Here is an 18,956-nt window from a genome sequence, read left to right on the forward strand (position 1 = left end):
CGCCCATGCTCACAGATCTTTCCATTCGACATTTTGCGATCATTGATGATCTCTCCATCTCCTTCGGCGAAGGACTGACCGTCCTCAGCGGGGAAACCGGTGCGGGGAAATCGATCATTATCAACGCTTTGAATCTTCTTCTCGGTGGGCGGGCTTCTGCGTCCCTTGTGCGTACCGGAGAGGCCGCAGCCGAAGTGGAGGGGCTTTTTGCCGTTCCAGAGGGCAGCGACACGGCCGAGAAACTTTCGGCCATGGGACACGATCCCGCCGAAGGCCTCCTCGTGCGGCGGGTCATCTCCGCAACGGATCGCCACCGGGTCTATATCAATGGCCGCCTTGCCACCATGCAGCTTCTGGCCGAACTCACGGAAAACCTGGCCAGCATCTCCGGCCAGCATGCCCACCAGGCCCTTTTAAAAGAGGAACTTCACCTTCTCTTCCTGGATCGCTTTGCAGGGCTCATGCCCATGCGCGACAAAGTGGCCCGGGCTTTCCACGCCCTGGCGCCCCTGCTTGAAACCCTTCGGAAAAAAGAGGCCCTGAAACAGCGCCAGAAAGAGCAGGAAGAGCTGTTGCGGTTTCAGAAAGAGGAGCTGGACGCCGCAGCCCTGGAGCCGGGGGAAGATGCCTTTCTCGAATCGGAGCGCGTGCGCTTAAGAAACGCCGAATCCCTTTTGCGTACCGCAGGGGACGGGGTGGCGACCCTCTACACGGCGGAAGGGGCGGTCTACGAGCGGGTTACCCAGCTTAAAAAAGAGCTGGAGAAAGGGGCCGGTGCCGACGGCGGCATGTCGCCTTTGCTGACGGAAGCCGAAGAGCTCTGCTACCGGGTGGAGGACCTCTCCCGGAACCTTCAGCAGTACCGCGACGGCATCACCGTGGATGAGCGGGCCCTGGATGCCGCCGAAGAACGACTCGATTTCATCAACAAGCTTAAGCGAAAGTACGTGGGCGCCTCCGCCGATCTCTCGGAGCTCCTGGACCGGCAGCAGGCCATCGACGCCGAGCTGGCCTCCCTGGAGAACCTGGAAGTGGAGATGGAAGGGCTGGAGGCGGCCATCGCCGAGGCCCGTGAAGCCCTGCATGCCCTGTGCCTGACCCTCTCCGAGAAGCGGCAGAAGGCGGCCGCGAAGCTCTCCACCCTGGTGGAAAAGGAGTTGAAAAACCTGGAGATGCCCCGGGCCAGGTTCCACGTGGCCGTGGCCCCCCTGGGGGCGGAGTCCGGCGGCACCGCCGAAGGACCCGCAGGGATCCGCATGGGAGAGACCGGCATGGACCGGGCTGTCTTCATGATCGCCCCCAACGTGGGGGAGGCGGAAAAACCCCTGGCCAAGATCGCCTCGGGCGGGGAACTCTCCCGGGTGGTGCTTGCCGTGAAGACCATCCTGGCCGAAGGGGACGCCGTGGGCACGGTGGTCTTTGATGAGGTGGACTCCGGCATCGGCGGCGGGGTGGCCGAGGTGGTGGGCATGAAGATCAAGGAGATCGCAGGCCACCACCAGGTCCTGTGCATTACCCACCTGCCCCAGATCGCCAAGTTCGGCCATCACCACTACCGCATTGAAAAGCAGGTGGTGGACGGGCGTACCTGCACCTCCATCACCCCCCTCTCCGAGGAGGGCCGTGTGGATGAAATGGCCCGCATGCTGGGCGGCGTCGAAGTGACCCGTGCCACGCTGGACCACGCACGCGAGATGCTCTCCTGCTCTTGACAAGAGGCAAAAAGTGCCCATAATGTACGGAACTGACGGAAGATTTGAACCCGTTTTATGCGGGGTTGTTTTTGATACAATCTGCGGCGCTGCCGCGGTGAGACGATGAAAAGGCGGGGAATGTATGCCCATTTACGAATTTAAGTGCAGCAAGTGTGAAGAGTTCTTTGAACTGCTCGTTATGGGCAGCAAGGACCAAGAAGAGTTGAAGTGCCCCAAGTGCGGTTCCCAGAGCTTTGAGCGGGTGATCAGCACCAGCAATTTCAAGATGGGCGCGGCCTCAGGCGGCAACCCGGCCAACCAGGCCGGTGTTCAGAAACGGCAGTGTTCCAGCGGCTCCTGTACGACCTACACCCTCGGAGGCCAGGAATAACGCCGGTTTTCCCGTTTTTGAGTACAGATGTGAAGCGCCCCATGATGCCGGTAACGGCCATGGGGTGTTTTGGTTTGGGGGATGGAAAAAGCAGGTAAACAGGTCATAGAAAAACAGGTCATAGGCCATAACAGGGGACAGGGAAAGGCTGGGTATGGGGAGCTCGCAGGTGTATTCACGGGACGGGATCACGGTGCGGATGGGGCTTGTGGGGGCGGTGCGGTACCTCAAGGCGAGCTGGCCGGTGAGGTATGGGCTGTACCACGAGATCCGAACGCCCTCGTACCTGTTCCAGTTCAGCCCGGAAGGGGTGATCCGTTTTATCCAGGGACGCCCGGGGACCTGGCACAACCACGCCGACTGGTTCAAGCGCACGGCGGGCGGAGACTGGGTCTACTACTCCTCCGGGGGGTACAACGGAGCGTTTTCAGCCATCGGAGAGCATTACATCCCGGTGTTTCCGTACCCCAGCAACGGGGTGATCGGTGAAAAGGCCTACCCGGAAGAGACCCTGGAAGACGCCCTTCAGGCCCTGGATGCGTTGACGGACCGGGCAGGTGAGGAGGCTGATAAGGCACCGCCCGAAGTGGCGGCCTTTTGGGGACGCGTGGCCCGGAAGAACAGTCGGGATGTCCTTGACGGCCTGGCGGCCCGTTTCCACGGGCTGACCCACGGGCCCCTTACGGTGCTGCCCCCGGACTGTCGCCATGTGGATTACGATATCCTGCCCCTGCGCCTGGCACGGGGCTGCCTCTACCACTGCCGTTTCTGCGGGGTAAAATCCCGGGATACCTTTGCCGTGGAGGGCAGAGAACAGGTGGTTGCCGGGGCCCAATTCCTGGCCGATTTTTTCAAAGGGGACCTTGCCGACATGGGCGGGGTGTTTTTGGGAGAGCATGACGCCCTTGCCGCAGGGGCAGGGGAAGTGATTCGGGCCGCCGAAGCCTGCATACCCCTGTTTGAGGGGAAACGAAGGATGGCAGATGCCCCGGGCCTCTTTCTCTTCGGGAGCCCCGATGCCCTTGTGGGGGTGTCCGACGCCCAGTGGCAGGCCCTTGACCGCCTGCCCTTTCACGTACAGATCAACACCGGGGTGGAGTCCCTGGATGAGCCCACCCTGGGCTATTTAGGCAGGCCCACTCCCTTGCCCCTGGTGACCGAGGCCGTGGCCCGCGCCGATGAGGTGAACCGCAGATGCAGCGGGGTGTCGGTCTCCCTTAATATGGTCACCGGCTCCGGGCTGCCCGAGTCCCACCACGAGTCCCTGGCACGGTTCGTTGCCTCCCGGGACGCCCTCGACGCCCCCCTTTACCTCTCCCCCCTGAAAGGCCACGCAGACCGGCGCACGACCCTCAACGAACTCATCGCCCTGAAACGCATGGGTCGGGGCTCAGTGTTCCTCTATCTGCTTCAACGTTTATAGCGGCCTTTTATGGCTAATGTCGGTGGAAAAGCAGCCTCCGGCGGCCACCAGGGGATAAATCCCCTGGACCCCAGGTTCACGAATGCTCCCGGCCTTCGTTCCTCAGGCCGATCACATTCGCTGACGGGCTTCGCCCGAGCCGGAGGCCATTGCGCTTTGCCCTGAGGAACGAAGGGCAAAGCGCAATGGCAATAAGCTTTCGAGGTGGCTCACCTCGCCGCCGGAGGCAGGTTTTTTTGTTACTCCGTTTTGGTCACGGAGCCCCTTCTCATCCCGAGGACAAGGTAGATGAACCATCCCACAAAGGGGATGAGGGCGACGACGGCCCAGAGGGCCTTTTTGCCGGTGGTGCCGAAATCTTTTCTGGCCACATCCACAAAGGCGAGCATGGTGAGGGCGAAGAAGACAAAGCCGATGACGATCCAGGTGCCGAGGGTGGAGCTGGTCAGTCCGTTCATGGGGTGTACATTCCTTGGGCGGTGATGTTTATGGGGTTGGTTTTTTTAATGCGTCCATGATGTCGTGGAGCGTGTTTGCATAGTAGATGCTGTGATTGTAGCGCATGAGCACCTTGATGGCTTTTTCACGTTTGATGCCGGGTTTCCAGCCGAAGTGGCGCAGGTAGTTGGCCACGCTGGCGATGGCGTCTTCATGGGTGTAGAGATCGACGACGCCGTCGTTGTTTCCGTCCACCCCCAACTGGAGGATGCGGCTCGGCATGAACTGGGGGATGCCCATGGCCCCTGCATAGGAGCCGATAAAGTGTCTGGGGTCTTTGCCCACCTGATCGCTGTAGGTCAAAAGGGCTTTCAGCTCGCGGTAGGCCCACTGGGCCTTGTCCTTTGTCTTTTTCTCAAAGCGTTTTCGGCTGATGCGCCTCTTTTTGGGCACATTTTTCCAGAGGTGGGCCTTGGCGTGGTCGTCGGAGAGGGAGGCCAGGGTGGCCAGGATCTCGAAGACCCGTCGGTTGCCGATGTAATTGCCCAGGGCTGTCTCCACCATGAGGACGGCGGTGATGATCTCTTTGTCCACCCCGTAAGCTGCTTCGGCGGCATCCAGGGAGGCTTTGTGGCGTTTCAGGTAGGCCCGGCCCGTGGCAAGGGAGCTCTTGGTGAGGAACCGCCCGTAGTTGAGCTTGCTCTCGTTGTGCATGAAGTAGCCGGAGACCCCTTTGACGGCAAAGAGGCGCAGCCCTTCCTGAAAATAGATGTCCACCTTCTCTTCGGGGAATCCGTCTTTGACCAGGCGTGCTCGTACAGATTTAAACGGGTCGGGGCTCTTGGTGACGGCATAACCGGAGGACGGCAGCAGCCCGAAGAGCATCAGGGCCAGGAAAAACGTAACGAACAGGCGGTGGGTCATTGGGACTCCTGTGGGGTTGGCTGAGGGACGATGGGAACGAGGGTACGTCGTCGGCGGTTGAATCGGGCCAGGTGGGTGGCGCCCAGCTTCTGCAGGGTGGCTGAAGTGGTGGCGATGCCGGCGCCCACGGCGTGGGCTTTGTGGGCATCGGATCCCGTGGTGAGGGCCAGGCCTCGCTTGACGGCATGGGCAATGAGGGCCTCGGACGGGTAACAGGCCTTTACCGGATGGGCCAGGCCCCCGGTGTTCACCTCCAGGGCGAGGTCCTGTTCGGCCATGCGGTCGATGACCTCCATGAGCCCTGTTTCCACATCGGCGGGCAGGGCGCGGCCGCTTTTCTTGATGACGTCCAGGTGGCAGACCACGTCGAAGAAGGGGATCTCCACCATCTCGCGGATCCGCTGCACATAGCGCCTGCACACGGCGTCGAAGTCTTTGTCGGGGATGGCGGCTGCGTGGCGGCGGCTGGCGATGTTGATGCCGTCCACAAAATGGACGGAGCAGCCGATGAGGTCGAATTCAAAGCGATGGATAATTTCTGTCAGGGCCGGGACGGCTTCGGGGCAGAAGTCCACTTCCAGGCCGGTGCGGATGGTGATGCGGTCCCTGTAGGCCCGCTTCATTTCCTGGACGGCATAGACGTAGAAGGGCACCTCTTCAGGGGCCATGGCGTGTGCGGTGCTGGCGTGATCCAGGGTGAAATGTTCGAGAAAGCAGATCTCGCTCAAACCGGCCCGGACGGCTGACTCCACGTAGCTTCGGATCCCGCCGACGGCGTGGTTGCACAACAATGTATGGATGTGGTAGTCAATCATTGCCTTTACCAACTATAATTATTCCACGGCCTTCACAGGCCAGCCATCTTACCAGAAGCCGGGATGAATTGACACCGTGAAAAAGAGAAGAAAAAGCCTCTACAGCTGCCAGTCGTGCGGGTATCAGACGCCCAAGTGGATGGGGCGCTGCCCGGAGTGCGGAGGATGGGACACCCTTGTGGAAGAGGTGGTGACCGAAGGGGATCGGTTCCAGGCCGCGCCGTCAGCCACACGGGTGGCGGCCCCGGAGCCCGAAAGCATCCTTGCCATTGAGACCCTGGAAGAGCCCCGCATGCCCTCGGGTATCCCTGAGTTCGACCGGGTGCTGGGGGGCGGCATTGTGGCGGGTTCCCTTGTCCTCATCGGAGGTGATCCCGGCATCGGCAAGTCCACCCTGATGCTCCAGGCCCTGGACGGGCTGGCACAGAACGGCCGCCGGGTCCTATATGTCTCCGGGGAGGAGTCCAAGGGCCAGATCCATCTGCGGAGCCAGCGCCTGGGCGTCTCTTCCGGTTCCCTTCTGGTGGTCACCGAGATCCATGTGGACGCTATCCTCTCTCTGTTGGAGACCCAGAAACCGGCGGCGGTGGTCATCGACTCGGTCCAGACCATGTACAACGCCGAGCTCGCCTCGGCCCCGGGCAGCGTGGGCCAGGTGCGGGAGACCACCATGAAGCTCATGGTGGCGGCCAAAAAAAGCGGGATTCCCATCTTCCTCGTGGGCCACGTGACCAAGGACGGGGCCATTGCAGGCCCCCGGGTCATGGAGCACATGGTGGACACGGTCCTCTACTTTGAAGGGGACACCAACCACATCTTCCGGGTCCTCAGGGCCGTGAAGAACCGCTTCGGCTCCACCAACGAGATCGGCGTGTTCGAGATGCGGGGCGGGGGCCTGGCCCAGGTGCCCAACCCCTCGGCCCTCTTCCTTGCCGAGCGCCCGGAGAGTGCTCCGGGTTCGGTGGTGACGGCCAGCATGGAGGGAACCCGGCCCATCCTCGTGGAGATCCAGGGGCTGGTGAGCCGTTCCGGCCTGGGCACCCCCAGGCGGACCGTCCTGGGCCTGGACAGCAACCGCGTGGCCTTGTTGGTGGCGGTGATGGAAAAGAAGATCGGCATGAACCTGGCCGGTCTCGATATTTTTATGAACGTGGCAGGCGGGGTGCGCATCACCGAGCCTGCCGTGGATTTGGCCATCCTGGCTGCCGCGGCCTCCAGCTTTCTGGACCGCCCCCTGCCCGAAGGGGCCGTTGTGTTGGGGGAGGTGGGGCTCACCGGCGAGGTGCGGGGCATCAGCCAGCTTGAGGGGCGCGCCGCCGAGATCCGGAAGATGGGCTTCACCCATTTCATCGTGCCCGAGTCCGGGGCCAAGCGCCTGAAAAAGATCGACGGCCTCAAGGTGAGCGGTGTCCGCCACGTGGCCCAGGCCATGGAGATATTATTCTAAACGCAGGGTAACCCTCTCCGCTTGTTTTTGCCTCCGGAGGCCAAACTTTTAAAAAGTTTGATGAACAGGTTTTGGTTATGAATTTGGCTTGTTTGAGCGTGCTTGGCAGCCGCTTGTCTTCGTCTCCCCTTTTGTTGCTCAGCCCCCGTGGGGGTTGAGCAACAAAAGGGGAGGTCACAGGAACGTTTTTGCGGAGCTTTTTTCAAAAAGCGACCCGCCGGAGGCAACTGAACAGTTACACTCCACGAACATGAATGAAAGCAGGACCCCATGGCAGTAAAAAAAGCAAAAATTTCAAGGCCTCCCAAGAAGAAGGGACAGTGGGAAGATCATTACACCCGCAAGGCCAGGGACGAGAAGTACCCGGCGCGAAGTGTCTATAAACTTCAGGAAATACAACGCAAGTTTACTCTGATAAAAAAAGGTGCTAAGGTGCTGGATCTCGGATGCTCGCCGGGTTCCTGGCTCCTCTACGCCGCAGAGCTGGCGGGGGGCGGCGGGCGCGTGGTAGGCATCGACTTGAAGCCGGTGACCATCAAACTCCCTTCCCACGCCGAAGCCCTTGTGGGGGATATCCTGGCGCTGACCCCGGAGCTGGAAGATGCTTTCTCCCCGGGGTTTACCGTGGTGATCAGCGACATGGCTCCGGCCACCACCGGGATGAAGGACGTGGACGCGGCGCGTTCCCTGGAGTTGTGCGAGATGGCCCTGACCGTGGCCACCGAGCGGCTTCACCCCGGGGGACATTTTGTCTGCAAGATCTTCCAGGGGGGCGACTTTGATGCCTACGTGAGTCACGTCAAAGAGCGCTTCAGGCAGGTGAAGATCTTCAAGCCCGAGAGCTGCCGCAAGCAGAGCAAAGAGATTTACGTCGTCGGGCTCGGCATGAAAGAGTGAACAGGGCGTCTGCATGCCCTTTTGACATAGAGCGATAAAGAAAAATTTTTGAATGCATACCGCCTGTAAGGCGGCTCAGGCACGCGAGTGACGATGGCCTGGCAGTAGGCATGAACAATAGGAGGATTTATGGCTGGACATAGTAAATGGGCCAACATTAAGCACAAGAAGGGCCGTGAAGACGCCAAGCGCGGCAAGATTTTTACCAAGCTCATCAAGGAAGTGACCGTGGCGGCTCGTATGGGCGGAGGCGACCCTTCCGCCAACCCGCGTCTGCGTTCGGCCATTGCCGCGGCACGTGCTGAAAACATGCCCAAGGACACCTTGGAACGTGCCATCAAGCGCGGCACCGGTGAACTTGAAGGGGTGAACTACGAGGACATCGTCTACGAAGGCTACGGCCCCGGCGGCGCTGCCGTCATCGTGGAGTCCCTCACCGACAACAAGAACCGCGCCATCGCCGAGATCCGCCACATCTTCACCAAGTGCGGAGGCAACATCGGTGCCAACGGCTGTGTCTCCTGGATGTTCGACAAAAAGGGGCTCATCGTGGTGTCCAAGGACGCTGTGGACGAAGAGGCCCTCATGGAAACCGCCATTGAAGCGGGCGCCGAGGACGTCAAGGACGAAGGGGAGAGCTTCGAGGTGATCACCGCCCCCGAAGACTTCAACGAGGTGAAGGAAGCCATCGACGGCGCCTCCATCGCCACGGTCATGTCCGAAGTAACCATGATTCCCCAGAACATGTGCGACCTGGAAGGCAAGGAAGCCGAGAAGATGGTCCGCATGATGGACATGCTGGACGATTGCGACGACGTCCAGAACGTTCACACCAACGCAGACATTCCCGACGACCTGGCATAAGGGGCTGGGAAAGGCCACATGGCACGGCCTCTGGCATGTGCCGTGGGATCCTTTCAGGCTCACGAGCCGACGACGGGAAAGGGACGGCGGGCAGACCTGCCCGCCTCCATGACCCGAACCGACGAGACGCTGGGGACCCGGATGCAGGGATATCGCAGGGACGCACGGGGCTGCCGCCCTGGCAACAAAGCGTCCCACCGATGAACCCTACCACCCTTTCCATGTCCCCCGGAGGAGACAGATGGCAGTCATCGTAAAATATGTTGTGGTTCGCGATGGGGTCGAAAAGATGACGTTTACCACCAAAAAAGAGGCGGATGCCTACGACAAGATGCTCGATATCGCCGAGAATCTGAACGGATTCATCGGGGCATCGGGCCTGGAACTCTCAGACGAGACCCTGGAGGGCCTCTCCATGTACCTCGCTGAAAACCGGGATCAGGTATCGGCCATCCTCAAGGGAGCCTCCCCCCGCCCCAAGGCGGAGGAGCCCGCGGTCGAGGCACCGGAAAAGCCTGCGAAAAAGGCGGCATCTGCCAAAACGCCCCGGGCGACGAAAAAAAAGGCGTAACGCAGCCACTCAGTTCGCCAAAAAGCAGCCTCCGGCGGCAAGGTGTGCCACCTTGAAAGCTGCCCACGAATGTGTCGGCAAAAACGTAATATATGGTTTTAAAACCTGTTTGTTAAACTTTTCAAAAGTTTAGCCCCCGGCAGGGCCGCCGGAGGCGTTTTTGACCTGACCCGTTATGTCGCAACAACGCGTTTTCCGTAAAGGACCTGCCTTTGGCCTTTACCGAAAAAGGCCGGTCTTCCTTGCATTGTCTGGAGCCGGCCTTTTTGTTTTTAAGGGAAGGGAGATACATGACGCATCCGGTGTGGAACATACGCCCCGAGCTTTTCTCGCTGGGGCCTTTGACGGTGAGGTGGTACGGCCTTTTGTTTGCCGGTGCCTTTCTTACGGGCTTTTTTTACACGGAGCGCAGAACCAGACGGGCCGGGATCGCCGTCAATACCGACGCGCTGCTGCTTTTCCTGATGGTGGGAACCCTTTTCGGGGCACGCCTTGCCCACTGCTTTTTTTATGAACCGGGATACTTTGCCGCCCATCCCCTGGAGATCCTCATGGTCTGGAAAGGGGGGCTGGCAAGCCACGGGGGGCTTCTGGGGTTCCTTTTGTCCCTGTGGCTCTTTACCCGACGGGAAGGCGCGCCTTTCTTCGGGCTGCTGGATATCCTCACCGTCCCGGCGGCCTTTGGCGGGGCGCTTGTTCGGCTGGGAAATTTTTTCAACTCGGAGATTGTGGGGCACCCCACGGATGTGCCCTGGGCCGTGGTGTTTGCCCGGGTGGATTCGCTGCCGAGGCACCCGGTGCAGCTCTACGAGTCCCTTGTCTGCCTTGTGGCCTGCGGCATCCTCTACGGGTGTGACAGGACCGGTGCAAGCCGGGGCAGGGGCATCCTGTCCGGTGTGTTTCTCGTGGTGATTTTTTCGAGCCGGATCTTTCTTGAAAACGTAAAAAACCGCCAGGCTCCCTGGGCTGCGGGGTTTCCCCTCACCATGGGCCAGGTACTGAGCCTTCCCATGGTCCTTGCGGGCCTTTATCTCCTGGTGTCCGGCATCTGCAGGCTGGGCGCATCCAACCCTTCAGCGTAAGCGTTCTCTAAGGGGCCTCCGGTGAGGAGGCCTCCTTCAATTCCCTCAGAGATTTTTCCACAGCATCCAGCAGATAATCCCCCTCCTCTTCGGTGAGCAGAAGGGACGGGCGCAGGGTTACGCTTTCGCAGGCCACGGCCCCCGGGACCACGAAAAGGCCGTGACCTGCCGCCATCCGGCAGAAGGCCCCGGCTTTTCTCTGGGAGGGAAAGCCCAGGGACAACAGCAGGCCCATGCCGTCCACACCGGTGAGCAGGTCCGGGAAATCCGCTTTCAGGAGAGTCAGCCTTTTTTTGAGATGATCCCCCATGGCCCGTGCGTTTTCCCAGGGCGCAACGCGCTCGTATTCCGAAAGGGCGGCAAGGGCCACCCGGCACCCCACGTCCGAGCCGCCGAAGGTGGAGAGGTGGATGAGGGGATGGGCGTTGAGGAAGCGGTGGAGTTTGCGGGTAAAGAGGGTGGCGCAGATGGGAAAAATCCCTGCGCCCAGGGCTTCACCGGTGATGAGGATGTCCGGAAGGACCCCCGCCTCCTCACAGGCAAAGCGCGCCCCGCAGCGGCCGAAGCCCGACTGGGTTTCGTCGAAGATGAGAAGGGCCCCCTTTTCCCGGGTGATGCGCCGAAGGGCTGACAGGTAGGCCCGGCTGGCGGTACGTCCCTGGTTTTCGGCCTGGACGGGCTCCAGGATGAGGGCCGCCGTTTTATCGGTGACGGCCTCCTGGGCCAGAATCGTGTCACCCCATTCAATGGTGCGGGTTTCAGGGAGAAGGCTGCCGTAGAGGTGCTTGTCCCGACGGTCGGACAGGCTCATGGCAAAGCCGGTGTGGCCGAACCAGGATCCGGACAGGGAGATCAGCTCCGAACGCCGGGTGGCGCCCCGGGCGAGCTTGCAGGAGAAATCAACGGATTCGCCGCGCACCACGCTGAACATCACGCAGGAGAGACCCTCGGGGGCAAACCCCGCCAGGGCTTCGGCCAGTTCCGCCTTTTCAGAAGAGATCAGGGGAAAGTTGCCCTGATCCGTGGCAAAGGCGGCCTCTTTAAGGGCCTCAACAGTGGCCTCCGGGCGCCTGCCCAGGTTGCAGATCCCTCCTGCCGTGGCGGCGTCCAGGTAGCGCCTGCCCTCCTGATCCTCCATCCAGCTTCCGCAGGGGCGGCTCTCAAGGAAGGCATGGCCCAGGCGCTTCATTCTCTTCAGGGTGCCGGGGTTGAAGGGAAGTGCGTCGTTGGTGGGGGTGGGCATGGGCATGGGTTACCTCCTTCCTCTCCGGGTCATGAGGTGGGCGACAGACTCCAGGCTCCTCAACCAGTTGAAGGTGACGGTCTGGATTTTTTCGCTGTTGAGAAGGGGCAGGACCCCCGGGATTTTTGCGGCGGGAAGGGCCACGGGAAGCAGGGCCTTCATGGTGCGGATGGCCTGGCGAATCACGTCCACCACCTGCTCGATCTCTTCCTGGCTCACGGTGAGGGGCAGCATGAACCGCATGACCTGGGGGGCGTTGCCGGAGTATGCGGCAAAGACCCCGCCTTCAGCCAGGGCGTTGGACATCATGGGGCCCATGAACTCATGGAGGTACTCGATGCCCACCATGAGGCCGATGCCCCGCACCTCCCGGATGATTCCGGGGTTCTCCGCCCGGATCTCCTCCAAGGCCTGCCTGAACTGATCCCCCCTTTCCCTGGCGTTGTCACAGAGGCCGAGCCGGTCGATCTCCTCCAGGACGGCCATGGAGACCCGGCAGCCGATGTCGCTGCCTCCGCTGTAGGAGAGGTGAAAGGCCGGCCAGGCGTCCAGGAAACGTGTCACCTCCTTTCGCATGGCGTAGAGCACGGCCCCGTTGGGAAAGAGACCCCCGCCCATGGATTTGGCCGTGGCCAGGATATCGGGGGACACCCCGTAGTGTTCCGCGGCAAAAAGAGCCCCGGTCCGGCCGAAGCCCGTCTGGACCTCATCGAATATCAGGAAGATCCCCAGCTCGTCGCACAGCTCCCTGAGCCCTTGAATATACGCCTGATCCGCCACATGAATGCCCGCTTCGCCCTGCACGGGTTCGATGATGACGGCGGCCGTGTCCGGCCCGGCCATCTTTCGTATGGCGTCGAGGTCATTGAAGGGGGCAAAGCGTACACCCGGCATGAGGGGCTCGAAGTGCTTTCGGTAGTGGGCTTTGCCGTTGGCCGAGAGGGCAAGGCCGGTGTGGCCGTGGTAGGCTTTCCAGGTGGAGATGATCCCGGGTCGGCCGGTGGCGCCTAAGGCCAGTTTCAGGGCGCAGTCCACGGCTTCCCCGCCCCCGGCGGCAAAAAAGAGGTGGGTGAGCCCCTCGGGGGCCCGGGACACCAGCTGCCTGGCAAAGCGGATTTTTGCCTCGGAGAGGAGGTGGCAGCTTCCCATGTCGCAGCTCGATAGGGCCTCGACAAGGGCGTTTCGGATGGCGGGGTTGCCGCGTCCCACGTTGAAGCAGCCGGCCGATGTGAAGCAGTCGATCATGGCACGGCCGGTCTCGGGGTCTGTGAAGCCCAGGGCACGTCTCCTGCGTTCCAGGATGTCCAGGTGGCCGGCCCTGAGGTAGCGTATCTGGCCTTTGTTGAGATGCGTTGAAAATCGCTTGACGATGGCCCGCTTTTCGCCGGGCTCTAAGGGCGGGACCTCCGGGGTACCGGGCCCCGGTGCGGGGGCCTCCTTGAAACGTTTGTGCATGTCACCTCCAGCTGAATCGCCGTGGATAAACGTCAGGGGTCGGGGTGTTGCAAACAGGCCAAGGGGGGACGATGGGGCGGTGGGGGGTGGTTTTTCAGCTCGTGCGCCGCTTGCCCTGCGGTGCGTCCACCGGGTACATCTCCCGTATATCACAATACTATTTGCTAGTTCGGGTGCGATAGTCAAGGGAATCATCGGTAAGCCACGGAATAATATGGAGAAGCTGCGTATTTTTTTCGTGTCCCCGAAAAGGGACGCGCCGGTGTCGGACCGGGGAACCCGGTGTTGACATCTCCATGGGATTCGTGCAGATTTAAACAGTCTAAAAACACGTTATCCCACGGAGTTGATTCTACTTTTTCCGATCTTACCGATCGCAATCGACATAGGATGGCGTGGCTCTGTGTTTTTTTTCTTCAAACGGTGTGTATGCGGCAACCCATGACGATCTGTGCCATGCCCGCGTTCCCCGTCCCATGGGGGTCTTTCCCGGGGCAAAAGGCGCCATCGTCTGATACCATGTTTCAGACACCCTGACTCGTCAGAGCAAGGGAAAGGAGCCGATCATGACATCCTATGAATGCAAAACCTGCGGCAAGGTGACCATGGAGAAGGGCCACCTCTGTGATCCCACGGAAGTGGGCCAGATCTATGCCTGTGAGCATTGCGGCAAGCAGGTGGCCAATGAAAAACACGTCTGCAAGCCCCAGGTGCTGGAGTTCAAGTTCTTCTGCAGCGATTGCGGAAGAAGTGCCGTCAGCGAAAAAGATGTCTGCAACCCGGCACCGATCGATGAGTGACGACCCCACCGGGGCCGATGTCCCGGAATTTATCCACGTGGAGAAAGAGCTCAGGCGGTGTCCCGCCTGCGGGTATGAAGACGGCTTCCATGTGTCGTTTTCTGTCCTCAAGGCACCCCGTGCTGAGGTTATTCTTATCTGTCCCCGATGCAGCAAACGCTATCGAACAGGGTGGGCTGTTACCCTGGCGTGAGTGCATCTCAACCGGCAGGGGACTCGGAACGATGCCCGCCTGTCCAGGCGGGGTGCGGCCGTCCCGGAAAGGATTCGGGAACCGGTCACGCCCCTTTTCCGGGCAGGCATGCCGCCGTTTTACGGGGGATGTGCTGCGTCTGGGTTCCCGGTATCTAAAATCAGCAGCTGTTTACTATCAACCAGGAGGAGAGAATGGGAAAGCGAGTCGTGATTGATGAAGAGGAGTGCATGGGATGCGAGGCCTGTGTGGAAATTGCCCCGGATGTATTTGAATTTGACGACGACGCCGGTAAGGCGCTGGTGGCCCAGCCCGAGGGAGGGGATGTGGGCCTGATCGAAGAAGCCATGGATGCCTGCCCCGCCGATTGCATTACCTGGGAAGGTTGATGCCGCCACGGCGGCGTATGCCATGGTGCTCCCCTCCGGCCAGTGGTCGGAAAGGGGGCCCGTGCCTCGGAAGCACCGTCACCGGTTTTACGGTGGGGGTGTTTCCCGGGGGCGGCACCCACCTGTTGTCGGCGTGCTGACGGATTGTTTTTCGGGGAGTCTTTAACCACAACGAAACCCACGGGAGGCGATGCATGAAGGTTCTGATCACAGGGGGGACCGGGTTTGTAGGGACGGCCGTGGCCGGGCGCCTGCTGGATGAAGGGCACGAGGTGACGGTGACCGGACGCAGCGGCAACTCTCCGCATCAGGGACGGGAGAGGTTCCTCGCCCTGGCCTGTGACACCACCGCCGCAGGGCCCTGGCAGGAGGAGGTGTCACGCAGTGACGCCGTGATCAATCTTGCCGGACGCAGCATCTTCACCCGCTGGAACAAAGAGAAAAAAGAGCAGATCGTGAACAGTCGCCTGCTGACCACCGAACACGTGGTGAGCGCCATGACACCGGGTGGAAAGACAGACCTTTTCAGCGCTTCGGCCGTGGGGTACTACGGAAACCGAGGGGATACGCTGCTGGCAGAGGACGCTGCCGGTGGTGAGGGGTTCCTCGCCGAGGTGAGCCGCCGATGGGAAGCAGAGGCCCTGACCGCGTCGAAAAAGGGCGGACGTGTGGTGATCATGCGGTTCGGAGGTGTTCTCGGCATGGGCGGGGGCGCTCTGGATGCCATGCTGACCCCGTACAAACTTGGCCTGGGAGGTCCCCTTGCCGGCGGAGACCAGTGGTTTCCATGGATCCACATGGACGACTTGGTGGCCGCCCTTCTGTTTTTGATGGCTCGGGACAGCGCCGAGGGCCCGGTGAACTTTTGTGCCCCCTATGTGGTGAGGAACAGGGATTTTTCCAAGGCCCTGGCAGGGGCCCTGGGGCGACCCGCCCCCTTTTCCGTTCCTCTGTTTGCCCTCCGTATGGCCATGGGCGAGCTGGGGGACGAGATCATCGCCAGCCAGCGCGTGGTCCCGGAAAAGCTCTCTTCGTGGGGCTTTGCCTTTGCCTACCCCTCCCTCGAAGGAGCCCTTAAAAACATCCTGGAGGGATAACCCGGGGACGTTGTCTCAGCCCGGATATTTCCCACAGCATCGATTTGTAACAACACGTCACTGTTGTCACCCGGCCGTTCGGGGTCAGGCAAACAGCTCGCTGCGCTGCCAGTCCCTGGCCTGTTTCTGAAAACTCTTCAGGTAGCAGCGCCCCTTTTTGTCCCTCATGTCGTAGACCGCATGGCGAAGGACCGTAATCGCCACCCCGCCTTTCATCCGCATTTCAATATCATAGCGTGAAAAATTCTCCACAAGCCCTTTGACCACCTCTCCCTCCAGGAGGGTGAGGATCATGACCTGCCTCTCCTTGATGAGGGGGTAAAGGGTTTTGTTTTTGATGAAGTAACGGTGGGCCGGGGCGTGGATGGGACCCAGCTCCAGGGTTTTGACTTTTTTGTCCATTTTTATGAGCTTGGTGAGGACCTCGTCCGAAGAGGCCGGAAAGTGGCACTTGACCTCCACCTTGGGAACCAGGGTTTCGCCCTCTTCGCCCCCGACGTAGATGTCGTAGGGGGTCTGGCGGGTGATGGACCCGGTCAGGGATTTTCCGCCGTGCAGGAGGAACCGTGTGGGCTCCCCGCTGGTCTCAAGGGCGTTGAAGCAGGAGAAGTCATAGTGCTCTTTTTTGTAGTCGGAGAAACCCTGGAGTTGCGACATGGGCTACTTTCCCCCTTTCAGGACTTTGAGTTTTGCAAAGGCGGGGTGCCCGGTGGCGATATCGCACCCGCACGCTCCCTGGTTGAGGTTTTTTCCGCACTCCCGGCAGAGCCCTTTGCAATCTGTGTTGCAGGTCGGGTTCTGGGGAAGGGTCATGATTACCTCATCCTGGATGTTGGCGGTGAGGTCGATGGAATCTCCGCTGAAGGTCTCCCGGGTCAGGGCCTCTTCCGTGAGTTCCACCTCGTCTGTGACCATGGTCTCGTATGCCTGGACGCCTTCTTCCTCGAAGCGCAGGTCGACCTCGGCGGTCAGGGCCTCGATAAAGGGCTCCAGGCATCGACCGCAGGGTTGCTCCACTGTGACGGAGACAGTGCCCTTGACTTCCACCTGGCCCCCTGAGGAGCGCGCCGAAAGGGCGATGGCAAGGGGGCTCGTGAATCGAATGTCCCCCTTGCTTTCCAGATCGGAAAGAACGGGATACCGGGTGGCGGGCTCGCTGGCGGAGAACTCGCTCCAATGGTCAGAGAGAACGGATATATTGAGGATCATGATGATCTCCATGTGTGGCAGGCTGTTGATGGTTGAGAAGGGCTGCCCCATTGAAGGCAGCCGGTGCACTGGCCCATTAGAGCAGAAAGCCGCCCTGTTGTAAATGTCATGGCAGGGTGAACCGGGCCATGACGGGCACATGGTCCGACAGGGTCGTGGGCACGGCCGTTGCCGGGCCTTCAAGGTGGAGACCACGGTAAAAAATGCGGTCGATGGCCAGCTTGCTGTTGCCTCCGATGAGGGCCACCAGCCGTGACGTGCCGGGGCGACCGCCCTGCACGGGGGCCTCGGTGAAGCCGGGGAGGGCCTCGGTGACCACGGCAATGCGCCGGGTGCTCCAGGTGTTGAAATCCCCGCACACCACGGCCGGTCCCCTGAAGGCCGAAACCACCTCGCGGATGGCTGCCATCTGGGCGGCAAGCCCCCGGGCGGAGATCTCAAAGTTGAGGCCGTGGAGGGTGATCATCAGGATCCTGTGCGGCGTGCCGTCGTTTCCCGACAGGGGGTAGACGGCCGCCAGCCCCATCTTGGGGGTGGCAAATCCCAGCTCGCGTTTTTTCACCGTGATGGGCCGGGCGGTAAGGGGAGCCACAGGGGCGATGAGGGCCACCCCCGAGTCGGTATCGCCCCACCACCAGCGAAAACTCCGGGCAAAGTGGGCGCCCCGGCCGGGCAGGTCGAGCATCTTTCCTGTTGCTTCCTGCAAGGCGATGACAGCGGAGGTGTGGCTGTCGCTGAGGGTTTTCAGCACCTCGGTCACCTCTTCGTCGGAGCTCTCGTTTCCCTTGGCCACGTTCCAGGTGATCACCGTAAAATTCGGGGCCAGCGCGGCCCGGCCGTCGGGATAGGGTGCCGCCTCCTGGATATCCTGAAGCAGGGTGCAGGAGGAAAGCAAAACGAGCATGGTGACAAGGGGGATCATCCGTTTGATCACAGCGCACCCCCCTGGCCGAGATAGAAGGCGAGGCTGCAGGCCAGGGCCGAGGCGACAAGGCCCCCCGCCTGAAGGAGGGGGCCCTGTTTTTCAGGGACCAGCCCGGGGAGCACCCCGGCCCCTAAGCCGAAGCCGAAGCCCAGCAGGTGACCGGACACATCGGATCCCGGGCCCACGCCGGTAAAGGCGAGGATGGCCAGGCCCGCCCCGAAGGGCATCAGGGCCCGCCAGGGCGGGGCATCGGAAAGCAGGCGCTTGAGGGTGCCGCCCGATGCCAGAAGGCCCGCAGAGGCAAAGACCAGGGTGGAGGCACCGAAGGAGATGTGCCCCATGCCGGCAAACCAGATGGCGTTCACCGCGTTGGCCAGGGCCGCTGCGGCCAGCAGGAGAAACCAGCCCACCCCGTCTCCGCAGATCTGAAACACCCCGGTGGAAAAAATGATCAGGCCCGCCATGTTGCCCAGCAGGTGGGGCCACCCCGAATGGAGGAACAGGGCGGTGAGGGTGCGGTACCATTCCCCGGACAGGATCCGGGATGAGGAGGCCGCATAGAGCTTTACCGGTTCTTCAAAGCCGGTGAGGGGGCCTGTTTTGAGAAAGATGACCAGGATCACCCCGGCGGCGAAAAACCCGGACCAGGAAGGGGCCAGGGCCCACGCCCGTTCGGGGCGCGGTCGGTTCTCCGCGTCGTAGGTGGCGATGAGGGCCTCGCAGCGCAGGGCATCCTCCGGGGCCACGAGAAGGGTCAGGCGCCCCTGTTCGGCATCGATACGGTGGGCGATCCCTTCGGTGGTCAGGAGCAGTCCGATGTCCCGGGCCCTTTGGCGTGTCAGGTGAGTCAGCAGAGGTTCCATGGGTCTTTCCGTGTGTGGGTAAATGGACGGGTTGATGCTTTTTTTTACCACAGAACGAGCCCGGCGGTAACCTTCCGGTCTCCAAGAAAAGGAAAATGTTCTCAAGAGCTGCCTGAATTCAGCCGTTAATGAAGGTATACACTGTAAAGATCACGGGGGGCTCTGTTGAATCTTTGGCGGCGGTTTTGCTGATATTCTTCAATGAATAAAAGGGGTCTGTCCTGAAAAGCTGAATT

At 61.1% G+C, this 18,956-nt stretch carries 21 protein-coding genes; 12 read left to right on the forward strand and 9 right to left on the reverse strand.

The window, feature by feature from the left end; translation table 11 throughout:
- Window positions 1-5: 5 nt before the first annotated feature.
- The 3 genes from recN to BLQ12_RS21805 all read left to right on the forward strand — a co-directional run bounded on the left by recN (window position 6) and on the right by BLQ12_RS21805 (window position 3,508).
- Window positions 6-1,712 (forward strand): DNA repair protein RecN, encoded by a 1,707-nt coding sequence (recN, locus tag BLQ12_RS21795; RefSeq protein ID WP_092214096.1) that lies wholly within the window; start codon window positions 6-8, stop codon window positions 1,710-1,712.
- Between the two features lie 124 nt (window positions 1,713-1,836).
- Window positions 1,837-2,085 (forward strand): FmdB family zinc ribbon protein, encoded by a 249-nt coding sequence (locus tag BLQ12_RS21800; RefSeq protein ID WP_092214098.1) that lies wholly within the window; start codon window positions 1,837-1,839, stop codon window positions 2,083-2,085.
- Between the two features lie 154 nt (window positions 2,086-2,239).
- Complete coding sequence (locus BLQ12_RS21805; protein ID WP_092214101.1) at window positions 2,240-3,508, forward strand: radical SAM protein; 1,269 nt, start codon at window positions 2,240-2,242, stop codon at window positions 3,506-3,508.
- 239 nt (window positions 3,509-3,747) lie between these two features.
- Here the strand turns inward: BLQ12_RS21805 and BLQ12_RS21810 are convergent, their stop codons facing one another.
- The 3 genes from BLQ12_RS21810 to BLQ12_RS21820 are packed head-to-tail and all read right to left on the reverse strand — an operon-like array spanning window position 3,748 to window position 5,685.
- A complete protein-coding gene (locus BLQ12_RS21810) occupies window positions 3,748-3,966 on the reverse strand; it encodes a PLDc N-terminal domain-containing protein (protein ID WP_092214103.1) in 219 nt (72 codons plus the stop codon).
- Window positions 3,967-3,994: 28 nt separating this feature from the next.
- Window positions 3,995-4,870, reverse strand: a complete 876-nt coding sequence (locus tag BLQ12_RS21815) for a lytic murein transglycosylase (RefSeq protein WP_092214106.1) — start codon at window positions 4,868-4,870, stop codon at window positions 3,995-3,997.
- Entirely contained in the window at window positions 4,867-5,685 is an 819-nt protein-coding gene (locus BLQ12_RS21820; protein ID WP_092214109.1) for a histidinol-phosphatase, read from the reverse strand. The genes BLQ12_RS21815 and BLQ12_RS21820 overlap by 4 nt, the downstream gene beginning before the upstream one ends.
- 76 nt (window positions 5,686-5,761) lie before the next feature.
- Between BLQ12_RS21820 and radA the strand changes: the two genes are divergently transcribed.
- From radA to lgt, 5 genes are all read left to right on the forward strand, one after another.
- Window positions 5,762-7,132, forward strand: coding sequence for a DNA repair protein RadA (gene radA, locus BLQ12_RS21825; protein ID WP_092214111.1), 1,371 nt, complete (start codon window positions 5,762-5,764; stop codon window positions 7,130-7,132).
- 270 nt (window positions 7,133-7,402) lie between these two features.
- Window positions 7,403-8,029: an RlmE family RNA methyltransferase gene (locus tag BLQ12_RS21830; protein ID WP_092214113.1), complete on the forward strand. Its 627-nt coding sequence runs from the start codon at window positions 7,403-7,405 to the stop codon at window positions 8,027-8,029.
- A gap of 129 nt (window positions 8,030-8,158) precedes the next feature.
- The gene (locus BLQ12_RS21835; protein WP_092214116.1) at window positions 8,159-8,893 is read left to right on the forward strand and encodes a YebC/PmpR family DNA-binding transcriptional regulator; all 735 of its coding nucleotides are present in this window, start codon (window positions 8,159-8,161) and stop codon (window positions 8,891-8,893) included.
- Window positions 8,894-9,134: 241 nt separating this feature from the next.
- Window positions 9,135-9,464 carry a YebG family protein gene (locus BLQ12_RS21840; protein WP_092214118.1) on the forward strand — a complete coding sequence of 110 codons (330 nt, stop codon included), beginning with the start codon at window positions 9,135-9,137 and terminating at the stop codon, window positions 9,462-9,464.
- A gap of 290 nt (window positions 9,465-9,754) precedes the next feature.
- Window positions 9,755-10,546 carry a prolipoprotein diacylglyceryl transferase gene (lgt, locus tag BLQ12_RS21845; RefSeq protein ID WP_092214254.1) on the forward strand — a complete coding sequence of 264 codons (792 nt, stop codon included), beginning with the start codon at window positions 9,755-9,757 and terminating at the stop codon, window positions 10,544-10,546.
- A 7-nt stretch (window positions 10,547-10,553) separates the two neighbouring features.
- Here lgt and BLQ12_RS21850 read toward each other — a convergent pair whose 3' ends face one another.
- Window positions 10,554-11,795 carry a class-III pyridoxal-phosphate-dependent aminotransferase gene (locus BLQ12_RS21850; RefSeq protein WP_092214120.1) on the reverse strand — a complete coding sequence of 414 codons (1,242 nt, stop codon included), beginning with the start codon at window positions 11,793-11,795 and terminating at the stop codon, window positions 10,554-10,556.
- 3 nt (window positions 11,796-11,798) lie between these two features.
- Window positions 11,799-13,244: an aspartate aminotransferase family protein gene (locus tag BLQ12_RS21855; RefSeq protein ID WP_175469999.1), complete on the reverse strand. Its 1,446-nt coding sequence runs from the start codon at window positions 13,242-13,244 to the stop codon at window positions 11,799-11,801.
- 566 nt (window positions 13,245-13,810) lie between these two features.
- Here BLQ12_RS21855 and BLQ12_RS21860 point away from each other — a divergent pair.
- The 4 genes from BLQ12_RS21860 (at window position 13,811) to BLQ12_RS21875 (ending at window position 15,723) form a co-directional block, all read left to right on the forward strand.
- Complete coding sequence (locus BLQ12_RS21860) at window positions 13,811-14,044, forward strand: hypothetical protein (protein WP_092214125.1); 234 nt, start codon at window positions 13,811-13,813, stop codon at window positions 14,042-14,044.
- Window positions 14,037-14,237, forward strand: a complete 201-nt coding sequence (locus BLQ12_RS21865; protein WP_092214128.1) for a hypothetical protein — start codon at window positions 14,037-14,039, stop codon at window positions 14,235-14,237. Before BLQ12_RS21860 ends, BLQ12_RS21865 begins: the two co-directional genes overlap by 8 nt.
- A gap of 194 nt (window positions 14,238-14,431) precedes the next feature.
- Window positions 14,432-14,626, forward strand: coding sequence for a ferredoxin (locus BLQ12_RS21870; protein WP_092214131.1), 195 nt, complete (start codon window positions 14,432-14,434; stop codon window positions 14,624-14,626).
- A 194-nt stretch (window positions 14,627-14,820) separates the two neighbouring features.
- On the forward strand, window positions 14,821-15,723 hold the full coding sequence (locus BLQ12_RS21875; RefSeq protein ID WP_092214133.1) for a TIGR01777 family oxidoreductase: 903 nt from the start codon (window positions 14,821-14,823) through the stop codon (window positions 15,721-15,723).
- An 84-nt stretch (window positions 15,724-15,807) separates the two neighbouring features.
- Here the strand turns inward: BLQ12_RS21875 and BLQ12_RS21880 are convergent, their stop codons facing one another.
- The 4 genes from BLQ12_RS21880 to BLQ12_RS21895 all read right to left on the reverse strand — a co-directional run bounded on the left by BLQ12_RS21880 (window position 15,808) and on the right by BLQ12_RS21895 (window position 18,720).
- Window positions 15,808-16,380, reverse strand: coding sequence for a hypothetical protein (locus tag BLQ12_RS21880; protein ID WP_092214134.1), 573 nt, complete (start codon window positions 16,378-16,380; stop codon window positions 15,808-15,810).
- 3 nt (window positions 16,381-16,383) lie between these two features.
- Complete coding sequence (locus BLQ12_RS21885) at window positions 16,384-16,932, reverse strand: YceD family protein (protein WP_175470001.1); 549 nt, start codon at window positions 16,930-16,932, stop codon at window positions 16,384-16,386.
- A 106-nt stretch (window positions 16,933-17,038) separates the two neighbouring features.
- Window positions 17,039-17,866, reverse strand: a complete 828-nt coding sequence (locus BLQ12_RS21890) for an endonuclease/exonuclease/phosphatase family protein (RefSeq protein WP_092214137.1) — start codon at window positions 17,864-17,866, stop codon at window positions 17,039-17,041.
- A complete protein-coding gene (locus BLQ12_RS21895) occupies window positions 17,863-18,720 on the reverse strand; it encodes a rhomboid family intramembrane serine protease (protein ID WP_092214138.1) in 858 nt (285 codons plus the stop codon). The genes BLQ12_RS21890 and BLQ12_RS21895 overlap by 4 nt, the downstream gene beginning before the upstream one ends.
- Window positions 18,721-18,956: the final 236 nt, after the last annotated feature.

It is taken from the genome of Desulfoluna spongiiphila (assembly GCF_900101345.1).
GTDB classification, from domain to species: domain Bacteria; phylum Desulfobacterota; class Desulfobacteria; order Desulfobacterales; family Desulfolunaceae; genus Desulfoluna; species Desulfoluna spongiiphila.